The 13,815-nt window shown below is 70.0% G+C and carries 16 protein-coding genes; 11 read left to right on the forward strand and 5 right to left on the reverse strand.

Going from position 1 to position 13,815, the window contains the following annotated elements; all coding sequences use genetic code 11:
• Positions 1–2: 2 nt before the first annotated feature.
• Entirely contained in the window at positions 3–383 is a 381-nt protein-coding gene (locus tag BJY20_RS08460; RefSeq protein ID WP_246297135.1) for a DNA glycosylase AlkZ-like family protein, read from the reverse strand.
• On the opposite strand from BJY20_RS08460, the gene BJY20_RS08465 reads away from it, so the two are divergent.
• Positions 371–742, forward strand: coding sequence for an ArsR/SmtB family transcription factor (locus tag BJY20_RS08465; protein ID WP_185991125.1), 372 nt, complete (start codon positions 371–373; stop codon positions 740–742). The genes BJY20_RS08460 and BJY20_RS08465 overlap by 13 nt on opposite strands.
• The gene (locus BJY20_RS08470; protein WP_185991126.1) at positions 739–1,395 is read left to right on the forward strand and encodes a cation diffusion facilitator family transporter; all 657 of its coding nucleotides are present in this window, start codon (positions 739–741) and stop codon (positions 1,393–1,395) included. Before BJY20_RS08465 ends, BJY20_RS08470 begins: the two co-directional genes overlap by 4 nt.
• Positions 1,396–1,469: 74 nt before the next feature.
• Here BJY20_RS08470 and BJY20_RS08475 read toward each other — a convergent pair whose 3' ends face one another.
• The gene (locus tag BJY20_RS08475; protein WP_185991127.1) at positions 1,470–2,339 is read right to left on the reverse strand and encodes a LysR substrate-binding domain-containing protein; all 870 of its coding nucleotides are present in this window, start codon (positions 2,337–2,339) and stop codon (positions 1,470–1,472) included.
• An 87-nt stretch (positions 2,340–2,426) separates the two neighbouring features.
• Between BJY20_RS08475 and BJY20_RS08480 the strand changes: the two genes are divergently transcribed.
• Positions 2,427–3,458, forward strand: coding sequence for a pyridoxal-phosphate dependent enzyme (locus tag BJY20_RS08480; protein WP_221935282.1), 1,032 nt, complete (start codon positions 2,427–2,429; stop codon positions 3,456–3,458).
• Positions 3,451–4,626, forward strand: coding sequence for a M20 aminoacylase family protein (locus tag BJY20_RS08485; protein ID WP_185991128.1), 1,176 nt, complete (start codon positions 3,451–3,453; stop codon positions 4,624–4,626). Before BJY20_RS08480 ends, BJY20_RS08485 begins: the two co-directional genes overlap by 8 nt.
• On the opposite strand, the gene BJY20_RS08490 is transcribed toward BJY20_RS08485, so the two are convergent.
• Entirely contained in the window at positions 4,611–4,817 is a 207-nt protein-coding gene (locus tag BJY20_RS08490; RefSeq protein WP_185991129.1) for a heavy-metal-associated domain-containing protein, read from the reverse strand. The two genes, BJY20_RS08485 and BJY20_RS08490, sit on opposite strands and share 16 nt — an antisense overlap.
• 119 nt (positions 4,818–4,936) lie before the next feature.
• Here BJY20_RS08490 and BJY20_RS08495 point away from each other — a divergent pair, with 119 nt between their 5' ends.
• Both BJY20_RS08495 and BJY20_RS08500 read left to right on the forward strand, forming a co-directional pair.
• A complete protein-coding gene (locus tag BJY20_RS08495; protein ID WP_185991130.1) occupies positions 4,937–5,602 on the forward strand; it encodes a lysoplasmalogenase family protein in 666 nt (221 codons plus the stop codon).
• Positions 5,603–6,646, forward strand: coding sequence for a substrate-binding domain-containing protein (locus BJY20_RS08500; protein ID WP_185991131.1), 1,044 nt, complete (start codon positions 5,603–5,605; stop codon positions 6,644–6,646). It abuts the gene before it with no gap.
• A 23-nt stretch (positions 6,647–6,669) separates the two neighbouring features.
• Here BJY20_RS08500 and BJY20_RS08505 read toward each other — a convergent pair whose 3' ends face one another.
• The gene (locus BJY20_RS08505; protein ID WP_185991132.1) at positions 6,670–8,151 is read right to left on the reverse strand and encodes a DHA2 family efflux MFS transporter permease subunit; all 1,482 of its coding nucleotides are present in this window, start codon (positions 8,149–8,151) and stop codon (positions 6,670–6,672) included.
• Between the two features lie 91 nt (positions 8,152–8,242).
• Between BJY20_RS08505 and BJY20_RS08510 the strand changes: the two genes are divergently transcribed.
• The 5 genes from BJY20_RS08510 (at position 8,243) to BJY20_RS08530 (ending at position 13,030) form a co-directional block, all read left to right on the forward strand.
• Entirely contained in the window at positions 8,243–8,518 is a 276-nt protein-coding gene (locus BJY20_RS08510) for a DUF2277 domain-containing protein (protein WP_185991133.1), read from the forward strand.
• A 46-nt stretch (positions 8,519–8,564) separates the two neighbouring features.
• Positions 8,565–9,248 carry a hypothetical protein gene (locus BJY20_RS08515; RefSeq protein WP_185991134.1) on the forward strand — a complete coding sequence of 228 codons (684 nt, stop codon included), beginning with the start codon at positions 8,565–8,567 and terminating at the stop codon, positions 9,246–9,248.
• 356 nt (positions 9,249–9,604) lie between these two features.
• Complete coding sequence (dnaB, locus tag BJY20_RS08520) at positions 9,605–11,842, forward strand: replicative DNA helicase (protein ID WP_425484129.1); 2,238 nt, start codon at positions 9,605–9,607, stop codon at positions 11,840–11,842.
• A 182-nt stretch (positions 11,843–12,024) separates the two neighbouring features.
• Complete coding sequence (locus BJY20_RS08525) at positions 12,025–12,465, forward strand: universal stress protein (RefSeq protein ID WP_185991135.1); 441 nt, start codon at positions 12,025–12,027, stop codon at positions 12,463–12,465.
• A gap of 277 nt (positions 12,466–12,742) precedes the next feature.
• Positions 12,743–13,030 (forward strand): hypothetical protein, encoded by a 288-nt coding sequence (locus tag BJY20_RS08530; RefSeq protein ID WP_221935283.1) that lies wholly within the window; start codon positions 12,743–12,745, stop codon positions 13,028–13,030.
• Between the two features lie 177 nt (positions 13,031–13,207).
• On the opposite strand, the gene BJY20_RS08535 is transcribed toward BJY20_RS08530, so the two are convergent.
• On the reverse strand, positions 13,208–13,813 hold the full coding sequence (locus tag BJY20_RS08535; RefSeq protein ID WP_185991136.1) for a TetR/AcrR family transcriptional regulator: 606 nt from the start codon (positions 13,811–13,813) through the stop codon (positions 13,208–13,210).
• Between the last annotated feature and the right edge of the window lie 2 nt (positions 13,814–13,815).

The raw sequence follows: 13,815 nt of genomic DNA on the forward strand, positions 1-13,815 counted from the left end.
GGTCAGGGAAGGGTCTGCCCCTTCATCAGTCGGGAGGCGTACGGGTTGGTGATGCGCACGCCGTCCAGCCACGTCGTCAGCCGCTCGGCCTCCCGGACCGGGGCGGCCCGACCCTCGCTGCCGATGTCGACGCCGGGGCACAGGACCGTGTCGACGACCCCGTCCGGGTCCTGGACCCAGGCGCCGACGATCCGCCCGTCCCACCACGCGGTGGTCCCGGCGTTGCCGTTGGTGTCGAAGAGCAGGCGGACGTGGTCGGGGTCGAGGTAGAAGCGGCGCTCCTTCCACCCCATCGTCGTGGGGTCCAGGGTGGGCAGCAGGGCGGCCCAGGGGGTGGACGCGGTGCCGGCCCGGATGCCATCATCGCTGGATGGCGATGACAACAGTTTCCGACGATGCAGGAGCCGGGTCGGAGCCGGCCGCACTGGATGCCGCCGCGTGCCTCTTCCACGGCTTCAGCGACGTCTCCCGGCTGACGATCCTGCAGCACCTGACCCTCGGTGAGCACCGCGTGGTCGACCTGACCGACCACCTCGGCCTGGCCCAGTCGACGGTGAGCAAGCACCTCGCCTGCCTGCTCGACTGCGGCCTCGTGGCGGTTCGCGCGCAGGGCCGCGCGTCGATGTACTCCCTCGCACAGCCCGACGTGACGTTCGAGCTGCTCGCCGCCGCGGAGCGGCTGCTGGCGCTCACCGGTGACGCGGTCGCCCTCTGCCCGACGTACGGGGCCGCCACCCGATGACCACGCACGTGACGCTCCCTTCGCCCACGTCGCAGCGGCGGGCCGCCCTGAGCCGCCGCGCGCAGCTGCTCGCCGCTGCCTCCGTCCTCTACAACGTCGTCGAGGCGGTCGTCGCCATCGCCGCCGGAGCCGCCGCGTCATCGATGGCGCTCGTCGGATTCGGGCTGGACTCGCTCGTCGAGATGGCCAGCGGCCTGGTGATCCTGTGGCAGTTCCGCACCGCCCTGCCCGAGAGCCGCGAGCGGCAGGCCCTGCGACTGATCGCGATCTCCTTCTTCGCATTGGCCGGGTTCGTCGGATTCGAGTCCGTGCGCAGCCTGATCGGCGGCCAGGCGCCGGAGCACTCGACGATCGGCATCGTCGTCGCCGCGGTCTCGCTGGTCATCATGCCGCTGCTGTCCTGGGCCCAGCGCCGTACCGGGCGTGAGCTCGCCTCCGGATCCGTCGTCGCCGACTCGAAGCAGACCCTGCTGTGCACCTACCTGTCCGCGGTGGTCCTCGTCGGTCTGCTGGGCAACAGCCTCCTGGGCTGGTGGTGGGCCGACCCGATCGCCGCACTCCTCGTCGCCGCGGTCGCCCTGCGGGAGGGCTTGGCGGCGTGGCGCGGCGAGGGCTGCGGGTGTGCTCCGACGCCGGACGGCTGCTCCGCCTGAGGCGGCCCCCTTCGCTCCATGACGAAGGGGGAACCGACACCGGCGTCGCGCCCGGGCAGGCCGGACGACGCCGATCAGCCGGCGAGCGTCTCCAGCGCCGCCCGGATCGCCGGCCGCCGGGTGGAGCCGATACGCGTGCACGCGAAGATCCGCCGGACCGGCCGGCCGTCGAGCGGTCGCAGGGTGACGCCCGGTCGATCCTGCGGTTGCGCGAGGTCGGGCAGGAAGGCGGCCGCCAGCCCACGCTCGACCATCCGCAGGTGCACCAGCAGGTCGTTCGTCGTGTACCGCACGTCGGGCTCGAAGCCGGCCGTGCGGCAGGCGGCGGCGGCCCAGTCGCGGGAGGTCGAGCCGACCGGCTCCATGGCGAAGGGGGCGTCCGCCAGGTCCGGCAGGTCGGGCCGACCCCATGCCTGTGGCACGGCGAGTCGCAGGCCGTCGGTGACGAGATCGGTGCGTTCGAGCCCGCGGGGGACGGCACGCGGGTGCGCCGGGTACTCCTCGCACAGCGCCAGGTCGAAGTCGCCGGCGAGCAGCGCGGGCAGGCTCTCCTCGGGCTCCATCTCGGTGGCCTCGACGCGCAGGTCGAGGTGGTCGCGGGAGAGGTCGATGAGGGCGTCGGGCAGTAGCGTCAGGACCGCGCTCTGGAAGGCGGCGATCCGCAGCGTCCCGCGGACCGCGCCGCTGGAGGCGCTGAGGTCCACCTCGGCCCGCTCCAGCTCGGTGAGGATCGTCTCGGCGTGGGCGGCCAGGACCTCCCCCTCGGGGGTGAGCCGCACGCGGCGACCGAAGGGCTCGAGCAGGGCGGTGCCCGCCTCCTTCTCCAGGACACCCAACTGCTGCGAGACCGCCGAGGGGCTGTAGGCGAGCGCCTCGGCGACCGCGGCGATGGTACCGCGCCGGGAGAGCTCGAGCAGGAGCCGCATCCGTCGCACGTCCAGCACGCAGTCCTCGATTCATCAGCAGAAGTGATGGGTCATGGCCAAGTATGCGTGCTGGACCTGATGGTTCGGGCGGAGAAGACTGGCGGTATGAGCACCTACAGCAACCCCGCAGCACGGCAGTGGTCGCTGGGCGCGACGATCACCAGCGTCCGCGACTTCCACCGCACCCTCCCGGGGTACGCGCCGACGCCGCTGGTAGACCTGCCCCGTGCGGCCGAGGAATTCGGCGTCGGGCGAGTGGTCGTCAAGGACGAGTCGTCGCGCCTGGGGCTGCCCGCCTTCAAGATGCTCGGTGCCTCGTGGGCCTGCCACCGCGTGATCGAGCGCCATCCCGGCGCCGAGCTCGTCACCGCGACCGACGGCAACCACGGCCGGGCCGTCGCGCGCATGGCCTCGCACCTGGGGACGGGCGCCACCGTCTTCATCCCCGGCGGGATGCGCGAGCGTGCCGCGACCCGCATCGAGTCCGAGGGCGCGACGCTGGTGCGCGTGGACGGGCACTACGACGACGCCGTGCGGGCCGCCGCAGAGCACGCCGCCGCCGACGGGTCCCGCGAGCTCGTCCAGGACACCGCCTGGCAGGGCTACGAGGAGGTCCCGACGTGGATCGTCGAGGGCTACGAGACCCTCTGCGAGGAGATCGACGAGCAGCTCGCCGCCCAGCCGGACCTCGTCGTCGTCCCCGCCGGTGTCGGGTCGCTCGCGCAGGCCGTCGTCGCCCACCACCGACAGGCCGGCGCCTCCGGCCGCACCCGTCTGCTGGTCGTCGAGCCGGACACCGCCGACTGCATCGTCACCAGCCTCGACGCGGCGGAGCCGGTGGCCGTCGCGACCGACTCGAGCATCATGGCCGGGCTCAACTGCGGGACGATCTCCAGCCTCGCCTGGCCGGTCCTGCGGGACGGCGTCGACGCCGCTGCCACCGTCACCGACGAGGAGGCGCAGCAGGCCTCCGACGACCTCGTGACGCAGGGTGTCTCGTCCGGGCCGAGCGGTGCCGCCACCTACGCCGGGGTGCGTGCCGCCCTTCGCGATGCCGACCTGTGGCGCGACCTCGACCTGCCCGACGACGCGACCATCGTCCTGCTGAGCACCGAGGGGCGGCAGGACGATGAGTGACCTCGACGCCCGGCTGCGGACCTGGCGCCACCACCTGCACCGGCACCCGGAGACGGCCTTCGAGGAGCGTGCGACCGGGGACTTCGTCGCCACCGTGCTGCAGGAGGCCGGCTACGAAGTGGCCCGGGGTGTCGGCGGCACCGGCCTCGTCGCCTCGATGACGAAGGGGGCCTCCCCCCGATCGGTCGGCCTGCGGGCCGACATGGATGGCCTGCCGCTCACCGAGGTCGAGGGCCGTCGCCACGGATCGACCAGCCCCGGACGGATGCACGCGTGCGGCCATGACGGGCACATGGCGATGGTGCTGGGGGCGGCGACGGTCCTGGCGCAGGAGGGCTTCGACGGGACGGTGCGACTGGTCTTCCAGCCCGCCGAGGAGCCCGGCCGAGGCGCCCGCGCGATGATCACGGACGGGCTGCTCGAGCGCTTCCCCGTCGATGCGATCCACGGCATCCACAACATGCCCGGCATCCCCGCGGGGCACCTGCACACGCGGGTCGGTGGCTTCATGGCCAGCGAGGACAACTTCGAGATCGTCGTGACCGGCCGCGGGGGCCACGCGGCTCGCCCGCACGCGGTGGTCGACCCGCTCGTGACGGGCGCCGAGATCGTCCTGGCCCTGCAGACGGTCGCGTCCCGCAACGTCGATCCCGTGGATCCGGCGGTGCTCTCCTGCACCGGGTTCGTCACCGACGGTGCCCGCAACGCCATCCCGACGCAGGTGCGGATCACCGGGGACACGCGCAGCTTCGACCCGATGGTCCAGGACCTGCTCGAGGCCCGGATCCGGGAGATCTCGACCGGCATCGCCGCCGCGCACGGGGTGAGCTGCGAGGTCACCTACACCCACGAGTTCACCCCGACGGTCAACCACCCCGAGGCGACCCGGCGCGCAGTGGCGGCGGCCGAGACGGCCCTGGGCGCCGACCGGGTCGACGGCCAGTGCCCACCGGCCATGCCGAGTGAGGACTTCGGAGTCTTCGCCGAGCACGTGCCGGCGTGCTTCGCCTTCCTCGGCAACGGTCTCGAGCCGGGCCGTGGTGGGACGCCGCTGCACAGCAGCGACTACGACGTCAACGACGACGTGCTCGGCGACGGGGTGCGTTACCTCGTCGCCGTGGCGCGGGAGGAGCTCGCTGCGACGGGGCCGGCTCAGGCCAGTTGGTAGCCCGCCTCCTCGACGGCGGAGCGCACGGCCGGGTCGTCGACCGGCTCGGCGCTGGCGATCTTCACGGCGCCCGACTCGAGGTCAACAGCGACGTCCTGGACCCCGGCGATCGTCTGGAGCTCCTCGGTGACGGCGGCGACGCAGTGGCCGCAGGTCATGCCGGTGACGGTGTAGGTGGTGGTGGCGCTCATGGGAGTCCTTCCGCGAGGTCTGTGGTGCACATCGAATGCTACCCCCCTAGGGTATGAGGCTCACGACGACGCCGGCGACCACCCACCGTGCCGGTGCCCGCGTCGCTAGTCTCTGGGCCATGCCGATTGCCCTACTCGCCCTCGTGGTCGTCAGTCTCGTCCACCTCGGCGCACAGGTCGCCGCACCCGACGGCGTGGTGGCCGACCTGACCCAGATCCTGCTCATGCCGGCCCTGCTGTGGGTCCTGCTCACGAGCACGCCCAACCCCAAGTCCCTCCTGGTGCGTCTCGTCGCCCTGGCTCTGGGCCTGTCGTGGCTGGGGGACACGCTGCCGCGCTTCATCGGGGACGGGAGCGACCTCGGCTTCGGTCTGATGCTCGGGGCGTTCTTCCTGGCGCAGCTGGCCTACGTGGCTGCCTTCCTCCCCTTCGCCTCCCGATCGATCATCCGGCGCAGGCCTGCGCTGCTGGCTCCGTACGTCATCCTCCTCGCCGTGATCATCGCGGTGACGGCGAACGGTGCCGGCGCGCTCTTCCCCGTGGTCCTGCTCTACGGACTGGTCATCGTCGGGATGGCGGTGCTGGCCACCGGCATCGACGCCGTCGCGACCACCGGGGCGGTGCTCTTCCTCGTCTCCGACGGTCTGATCGCGATCAGCGCCTTCGCCACGCTCCAACTGCCGCTGCACGGCTTCTGGGTGATGCTCACCTACGTGCTGGGGCAGACCCTGATCACGCTCGCGGTCTGCCACCAGGACCGGGCGCTGGCGGCCCAGCAGGTCTGAGTGCGCAGCCACCGCATCGTCGACGTCGCCGAGCAGGCGGGACTGTCCCCGGCGACCGTCGACCGCGTCCTCAACGATCGGCCCGGTGCGAGCCCCCGCGCGGTCCGGGCGGTCGAGCAGGCCCTCATCGAGCTCGACCGCCAGGCCGGCGCCCTGCGCCTGGGCGCCCGCTCGCTCGTCCTCGACGTCGTGATGCAGGCGCCCAACCGCTTCTCCGGGGAGGTCCGGGACGCGCTCGAGTCACAGCTGACCGGGCTGCGGCCGGCGGCGGTGCGGGCACGGTTCCACCTGCGTGAGTCGGGCACCGTCGAGGATGTCGTCGACACGCTCGCGGGGATCGGACGGCGGGGCAGCACCAGCCACGGGGTGCTGCTGAAGGTCCCCGACCACCCTCGGGTGGCAGCGGCCATCGACGACCTGGCCGAGCGTGGCATCCCGGCGGTCACCCTCATCACCGACGTCTCCGGCTGCGCCCGCATCGCATACGCCGGACCCGACCACGAGTCCGCCGGCCGGACCGCGGCCCACCTGATCCGCCGGTGGAGCGGACGGGAGACGGGCGCAGTCCTGGTCACGCTGAGCCGCTCGTCCTTCGTCGGCGAGCGCACCCGCGTGGAGGCCTTCGTCGACCAGCTGGCCCGTGACGCTCCCGGGTTGTCGCCGCGGCGTGTCAGTGACGCCGACGGTCTGGACACCGCCACCGCGGACGTCGTCACCGCGGAGCTGGGCCCGGGCGACGATCTCGTCGGTGTCTACTCCGTCGGTGGCGCCAACCGGGCGATCCTGGCTGCGCTACGGGCGAAGGGGGTCACCCCCTCCGTCTTCGTCGGCCACGACCTCGATGCGGACAATGTCGAGCTCCTGCGCACCGGCGAGATCGACCTCGTCCTCCACCACGACCTGCGTGAGGACGCCCGCTCGGCGATCCGTGCCGTGCTGCAGCACCATCGACTCGCGCCGGGCGCCCCGACCTCCCTCGCCTCCGGGGTGCAGGTGATCACGCGGCACAACATCCCCGCCCGGATGGTGCGGAGTGGCCCCTGAAGTCAGGCGCCCCAGCCCGCGGGTCAGTGCGTCGCGGCGCCCTCCGTCGGGGCTGGCTCGGTGGCCCCGTCCTCGACGGGCGGTGTCGAGACGGTCAGGCAGGTGACGATACTGATCGCGGCGAGGCCGGTGAGCAGCGCGAAGCCGCCCTGGGCCCCTCGCGCCAGGTCCGCGGCGGTGGGATCCGGGCCGGCGACCAGCGCCAGCACGGCGATGCTCGTCGCGGTCCCGGCGGCGCCGAAGACCTGCTGCGAGGAGCCGAGCAACGCCGACCCGTGGGCGTAGAGGTGCTGCGGCAGCGCACCGAGGCCGGCGGTGAAGAGCGGAGTGAGGAGCAGCGCGAGCGACAGCGACAGCAGCACGTGCAGGACGAGGATCGTCCACGGACCCGAGGTCGGGACGAGCAGCGCCATCAGCGCGAGCGAGAAGGTCATCCCGATGCTGCCGGGCAGGATGAGCGGTCGGGCGCCGAGACGGTCGTAGAGGCGCCCGACCGTCGGGCCGAGCAGCCCCATGGCCAGCCCGCCGGGGATGAGCAGCAGACCCGCCTCGAGCGTGGTCAGGCCCAACCCGTCCTGCAGGTGGATCGGCAACAGGATGAGCGAGCTGATCAGGGCGGCGAAGGCGAGACACATCGTGAGGAAGGACCCGGTGAAGCTGCGGAAGCGCAGCGTGCGCAGATCCATCAGCGGGTCGCCCGAGCGCACGAGGGATCGCTGGCGCCAGGCGAAGGCAGCGATCGCGACCGCCGCGACGCCGACCGCCACGAGCGGGTCGACGACCGGCTCCGGGGCGGGGCCCCCTTCGCCCGGTGCTCCGCCGCCGATGCCGGAGAGGCCGTAGACCATCCCGCCGAAGCCGATGACGGACAGCACGACGCTGAGCAGGTCGAGAGTGCTGTGCTCGCGCTCGCCGACGTCCGGCAGGTGCCGCAGACCGACCCACAGGGCGACCAGGGCGATCGGCAGGACGGTGAGGAAGATCAGCCGCCACGACCCCAGCCGCAGCAGCAGCCCGGAGACGGCCGGGCCCATGGCCGGTGCGACCGCGATGACCAGGGAGACGTTGCCCATCGTGCGTCCGCGGTCGGAGACGGGCACGAGGTTCATCAGCGTGGTCATCAGCAGCGGGATCATCACCGCGGTACCGCTCGCCTGCACCACCCGGGCCGCCACGAGGATCTCGAAGGTCGGGGCGAGGGCGGCGAGCGTCGTGCCGACGGCGAACAGGCCCATCGCCAGGGCGAAGGTGCGCCGGACCGCCAGCCGCTGCATGATCCAGCCGGTCATCGGGATGACCACGGCCATCGTGAGCATGAAGGCGGTGGTCAGCCACTGCGCCGACGTCGCCGGCACGTCGAAGTCGGCCATCAGTCGCGGGATCGCGTTGTTCATGATCGTCTCGTTGAGGATCACGACGAAGGTCGCGACCGTCAGCACCCGCAGCACGAGGGTCGTCTGCGCAGGCGTGGTGACGGGGTGCGCCTCGGGCGCGGTCGTGGGCATGGGGTCCATGATCCGGCACCGCACGCGCGGCGACCAAATGCTTTGCGGCGAAGGGGGTGCCCCGCGCCGTGCCCGGGTGGAGACTGGTGGCATGTGCCGAAACATCCGCCAGCTGCACAACTTCGAGCCCCCGGCGACGAGCGACGAGGTGCGTGCCGCCGCACTGCAGTACGTGCGCAAGGTCAGCGGGTCGAGCAAGCCGAGTCGGGCCAACCAGGCTGCCTTCGACGAGGCGGTGGCGGACGTCGCTGCCGTCACGCAGCACCTGCTTGACCACCTGGTGACGAGCGCCGAGCCCAAGGACCGTGATGTCGAGGCCGCGAAGGCGAAGGAGCGGGCGCGGCTGCGCTACGGCGCGACCGGGTGAGACGCGCCGCCCACTCGGGCGCCTGTACCTGCCCTAGGTTGACCCCGTGAGCGCTGCAGACGAGACGACCACCGACACATCGCCGGAGCCCGGTGGGGGAGTGACCGGAGCGCTCGGCGGTGCTGCCCACCTCGCGGCGTGGGGTTTCGTCTTCCTCATCCTGCGGATCTTCGCCGTCTCCGGCTATGACTGGGACACGGCCTTCCTCGTGAGCACGACGTTGGGCATCGACGACGGTCTGGCACTGATGTTCGGCTCGCTGATGGCCGGCCACCTGGTGACGTCGATCGTCCTGGTCGTGGTCGTGCCGCTGCTGATCGCTGCCAGACTGTGGGGTCCGCCCGGGCACCGACCGGTGGTGATGCTGCTGACCACGGTCGGACTGGTCACCATGCTCGCCCTCACCGTGAGCTTCCGCAGCTGGTGGCTCCTGCCGACGATGCTCGTCGTGCTGGCAGCGATCACGGTGACCCGCCGACTGCTGAGGGAGAGCAGTCTGCGCCATCTCCTGATCGCGGGGCTCGCCCGGGCCAGCTGGGTTGCGGCTGTGTCGGCACTGGTCGTTGCGGCCTTCGTCACCACCCCCTGGGTCCCCCAGGAGACGATCGAGACCACGGAAGGCATCGTCACGGGACACGTTCTCAGCGTCGACTCGGGGTACCTCAACGTGCTCACCGACGAGCAGGAGTTCGTCATCATCCTGACCAAGGACGTGCTCTCCAGGGACTGAGGGACGCACGACGGGCACGGGACGGTCAGCACTTGCGCGGAGACGGAAATTGTGAGTGGGGCGTGTCGCGAGCTTGTGGATGGCCGTGACGAAAAAGAGTTCTCGTCCACACAAGAAAATCTGCGTTTGCGCAGGTCAGAGCACGTGTTGCCGGTCACTCCGGGAAAGGATCCACAGAGTTCTCCACGGGCTGTGCACAGTCCGATGGCGCGTCGTCCACAGTCTGTCCACATGGTCGTCCACAGGGTCATTTGGCGTTGTCAGAGGGTGGTGCGAGTCTGCTCTGAGCCCCTCTTGTGCAGGGGCGCGTGGGCTCCTTCCGGGGGCCTTGGAGCAGCCACACCGAAGGGGAGCACGTGACGACGAGCGAGTTGGAATCCAGCGTCTTCAGCGACGCGCCCTCCTACTCCTCGCCCCCTCCGGACCGCCTGCCCCCGCAGGACGTCGGCGCGGAGCAGTCGGTGCTCGGCGGCATGCTGCTGAGCAAGGACGCCATCGGTGATGTCAACGAGGCGGTCCGCAGCACGGACTTCTACCGTCCTGCGCACGAGCTGATCTTCGACGCGGTCGTCGACCTGTACTCCCGGGGCGAGCCGGCCGACGCGATCACCGTCGCCGACGAGCTGAGCAAGCGCGGCGACCTGCAGCGAGCGGGCGGGCAGGCCTATCTGCACGACCTCATCCAGTCGGTGCCGACCGCGGCCAACGCCGGCTACTACGCGCAGATCGTCGCTGAGCGGGCCGTGCTGCGCCGACTCGTCGAGGCCGGGACCAAGATCGTCCAGATGGGCTACGCCCAGGGCGGTGGTGACGTCGAGGACATCGTCAACCAGGCCCAGGCCGAGGTCTACACCGTCGCGGAGAAGCGCGGCGGCGAGGACTACGCCCCGCTGTGGGACACCCTCAACGACACGATGACCGAGATCGAGGTCGCTGCCGGTCGCACCGACGAGATGACCGGTGTGCCGACGGGCTTCCACGACCTCGACGAGCTGACGCACGGGTTGCACGGCGGTCAGATGGTCGTCATCGCGGCGCGTCCGGCCGTCGGCAAGGCGCTCGCGCTCGACACTCCGCTACCGACGCCAGCTGGGTGGACGACGATGGGCGAGGTCGCCGTCGGCGACGAGCTGCTCGACGCAGATGGCCGACCGACGAGGGTCGTCGCGGCCACTGAGGTCATGAGTGACCGGCCCTGCTACGAGGTGGAGTTCTCGGACGGGTCCGTGATCGTTGCTGACGCGCAGCACCAGTGGCAGACCGCCTCGGCGGTGCGGACGACTGAGCAGCTCGCGAAGAGTTTGGGCTCCGCGCACGAAGTGGCGCTGACACAGCCGTTGGAGTTGGCTGATGTCGACCTGCCCTTAGCGCCGTACGCGATGGGTGTCCGTCTGGGTCTCGAATGCGTCGGTGGAGGGGAGCTCTCACCGGAGGTGCGGATGCACCTTGAGGCAGAGGACGAAGGGGGTCGCGCCGCTTCACTCCTGCTCCATCACACGGGTCAGGTTGGTGGTGTGGACCTTGACGCCGTCTACCTGAGGGCGGGCGAAGTGCAGCGCAGCGCGCTCTTGGCTGGTGTGGTGGATGTAGCCGGATCGGTGGATGAGGAAGGTCGGGTCGTCGTCGCCGGTGGCGGCGAGCTGCTCGGTCAGCTGGGCGAGCTCGTCGTGGGCCTGGGCTATCGGGTGGAGTCCTTGACTCCCCGGTCGATGGCCTTCCTGGCGGATGCTGATGTGTTCCGAGTGGCTGACAAGGTGTTGTCCCACAAGGAGTCTCGCCCGGCAGTGGCCAGCCGGACCATCACGGACATCCGCCGGATCGAGTCGGTCCCGGTGCGCTGTGTGGAGGTCGACAACAGTCAGCACCTCTACTTGGCTGGCCGATCGATGATCCCCACGCACAACTCGACGCTGGGTGTGGACATCGCCCGCGCAGCGGCGATCCACCATGGGATGGCTACGGCGATCTTCTCCCTGGAGATGAGCCGCAGCGAGATCACGATGCGTGTGCTCGCGGCGGAGGCGAGTATCCAGCTGCAGCACCTGCGGCGCGGCAAGATGAGCGACCCGGACTGGCGCAAGCTCTCCCGCGTCGTCGGCCGCATCAGCGACAGCCCGCTCTACATCGATGACTCGCCCAACCTCGCGCTCATGGAGATCCGCGCCAAGGCGCGGCGGCTGAAGCAGCAGCACAACCTCAAGCTCATCGTCATCGACTATCTGCAGCTGATGACCTCGGGCAAGAAGGTCGAGTCCCGCCAGCAGGAGGTCTCGGAGTTCTCCCGTGCGCTGAAGCTGCTGGCCAAGGAGCTCGAGGTCCCCGTGATCGCGATCAGCCAGCTCAATCGTGGGTCCGAGCAGCGCACTGACAAGCGGCCTGTGATGAGCGACCTGCGCGAATCCGGCTCCATCGAGCAGGACGCCGACCTCGTCATCCTGCTCCACCGTGACCGCGACCCCGACTCGGAGCGTGAAGGGGAGGCCGACATCATCGTGGCCAAGCACCGAAACGGGCCGACGGCCGACATCGTCCTGGGCTTCCAGGGACACTATGCGCGGTTCTCGAACATGGCGAAGGATTCGGGTGGCTTCTAGTAGCCACGGTGGTGGTCCCAAGTCGTGTTCATCGGCCCCCGATTATGGGTGCCTGAGGTCACGTCGTCCGGACTGCGCGTGACCACTACGACACGTAGCAGTATTCTGGTCGTGTCCGGTCGCGCGGGGTCAACGGCCGGGCGGGGGGCACCTGCCCTCGCACACCTGGCAGGAGAGGCGACATGACGGACAAACCGATCACAGTCGGTGTCGATGGATCCGCGGACTCTGTCCGTGCACTGAGGTGGGCAGCCGACTACGCACAACTGGTTGGCGCGCCCGTGGTGGCATTGACGGCCTGGGACCTGGAGACCGTTTACGGGCGCGTGGTTCTCGAGGAGTGGGAAAGCAAGGAGTCGGTCGAGGGCGAGGCCCGCAACGCACTCGCCGATGCCGTCCGCGAAGCCCTGGGCGACGACGCGCGGGTCGAGCAGCGGACCGTGCGGGGCCACCCCGCGCAAGTGGTCGCCGAGGCCACGGAGCGCGCGCAGCTCGTGGTCGTCGGTAGTCGTGGTCGTGGAGGCTTCGCCAGTCTGATGCTGGGATCGGTGAGTCAGCACGTCGTCACGCATGCCGCCTGTCCCGTCGTCGTGATGCCGCACGAGGACCCGCCCTCCGCGTGAGTTCGCCGCCTCCGGCGAGCGAGCCACTCGCGACCGAGGCTGAGTTGGCTCGCGGTCTCAGAGCCTTGGTGGCGGTAAGCGAGCATGCAAGATCATGCCAGTCGTTGCCCTCCTCATGACCGTCGTCGACCTAGACCTTCGGACCTTCGTTTGTGCTGATGAGGAACCCCTGATCGACGAGCCGCCTCCTGCTGGCGGGGCTCCCGCAGCGACCACTGAGGGCCCCCAACTGTCTGCAGAGGACCCATACGACCCGAATGAGATGCACCTTTCAGCAGTGCAATTCGCGGTGCTGGCTGACGGGCATCGGGTGACGCTGCTCGATGACCGTGGTTGGAGCTGTGGCGGTGACGACATCTGGCGCAGGACATCGGTCGAGGAAATTCAGGAGACCGCTCGCGTGGTGGTGGGTCCGGATGAGGCATACGGCCGCCATTCCCAGGCGGATATAGCCGCTGACCACTGGGTCGACCTCGCCGACCCCTGCATCGTCACGGCGTGTGCATCGACGCCGAAGAACTTAGCCAACTGCCGCACGAGATCGAGCTCAGCCAACGGTTGCTGACTCGACTCGCCCATCCGTGACCGACCGGGCTGCACCATCTCATCACCGGTTCTGCCCGAGGGATACTCTCCCTGCCAGCCAGCGAGAATACCGTTCAGTGCAACCTAGAGGCGAGTCTCGCGCAGTCTGCGCTGCATCTCGACATGCGCCACGTTGTGCCTGCTGACCGAGGTCGTGCTACCACGCGTCCACGGTGACGTGCATCGCTGCGAGGTACTGATGGATCTCGGCGGCGTCGGCGCCGGAGCGCATGATGACCTGCAGCCCGAGCAGGTAGGTGGTGACCAGATCGGTGCGGGCTCGGACGATCTCGGAGTCGACCGCCTCGCGAGGCAGGGCTTGGGCGATGAGTGCGTGGATCTGTTCGCGCATCTGTTGTCGGTAGTCGGTGGAGAAGTCGTAGCCGGGCAGCGTGCCGCGCAGTTCGTTGGAGGCCATCACCATCAGGCAGCCGTCCCGACCGCGCTCAGAAACCGCGTCCGCCTCGAACATCTCCAAGAATCGATGAACACCGCGAACCCCTGGGCCCGCTTGATCGATCAGTGCTGCGAACATCGTCATCCGCTGCGCGAGATAGCGGCGCAGCACTGTCGCGAACAGTTCTTCCTTGCTGCCAAAGGTCCGGTACAGGCTCGGCTTGTGGACTCCGCTGACCTGAACGATGTCCGCCATGGAGGTCTGCCCGTAGCCCTTGCGCCAGAAGAGGTCGGTCAAGTCGTGGAGTACCGCCTCCTCGTCGAAGAGTCGCGGACGACCCACCGTGGCCTTCGCAGACTCGCCCATAC

The sequence above is a fragment of the Janibacter cremeus genome (assembly GCF_013409205.1).
Taxonomy (GTDB): Bacteria; Actinomycetota; Actinomycetes; order Actinomycetales; family Dermatophilaceae; genus Janibacter; species Janibacter cremeus.

Coding starts and splice junctions, on each gene's coding strand:
- BJY20_RS08465 (WP_185991125.1), top strand. CDS start 371: ATGGCGATGACAACAGTTTCCGACGATGCAGGAGCCGGGTCGGAGCCG.
- BJY20_RS08470 (WP_185991126.1), top strand. CDS start 739: ATGACCACGCACGTGACGCTCCCTTCGCCCACGTCGCAGCGGCGGGCC.
- BJY20_RS08480 (WP_221935282.1), top strand. CDS start 2,427: ATGAGCACCTACAGCAACCCCGCAGCACGGCAGTGGTCGCTGGGCGCG.
- BJY20_RS08485 (WP_185991128.1), top strand. CDS start 3,451: ATGAGTGACCTCGACGCCCGGCTGCGGACCTGGCGCCACCACCTGCAC.
- BJY20_RS08490 (WP_185991129.1), bottom strand. CDS start 4,817: ATGAGCGCCACCACCACCTACACCGTCACCGGCATGACCTGCGGCCAC.
- BJY20_RS08495 (WP_185991130.1), top strand. CDS start 4,937: ATGCCGATTGCCCTACTCGCCCTCGTGGTCGTCAGTCTCGTCCACCTC.
- BJY20_RS08505 (WP_185991132.1), bottom strand. CDS start 8,151: ATGCCCACGACCGCGCCCGAGGCGCACCCCGTCACCACGCCTGCGCAG.
- BJY20_RS08510 (WP_185991133.1), top strand. CDS start 8,243: ATGTGCCGAAACATCCGCCAGCTGCACAACTTCGAGCCCCCGGCGACG.
- BJY20_RS08525 (WP_185991135.1), top strand. CDS start 12,025: ATGACGGACAAACCGATCACAGTCGGTGTCGATGGATCCGCGGACTCT.
- BJY20_RS08535 (WP_185991136.1), bottom strand. CDS start 13,813: ATGGGCGAGTCTGCGAAGGCCACGGTGGGTCGTCCGCGACTCTTCGAC.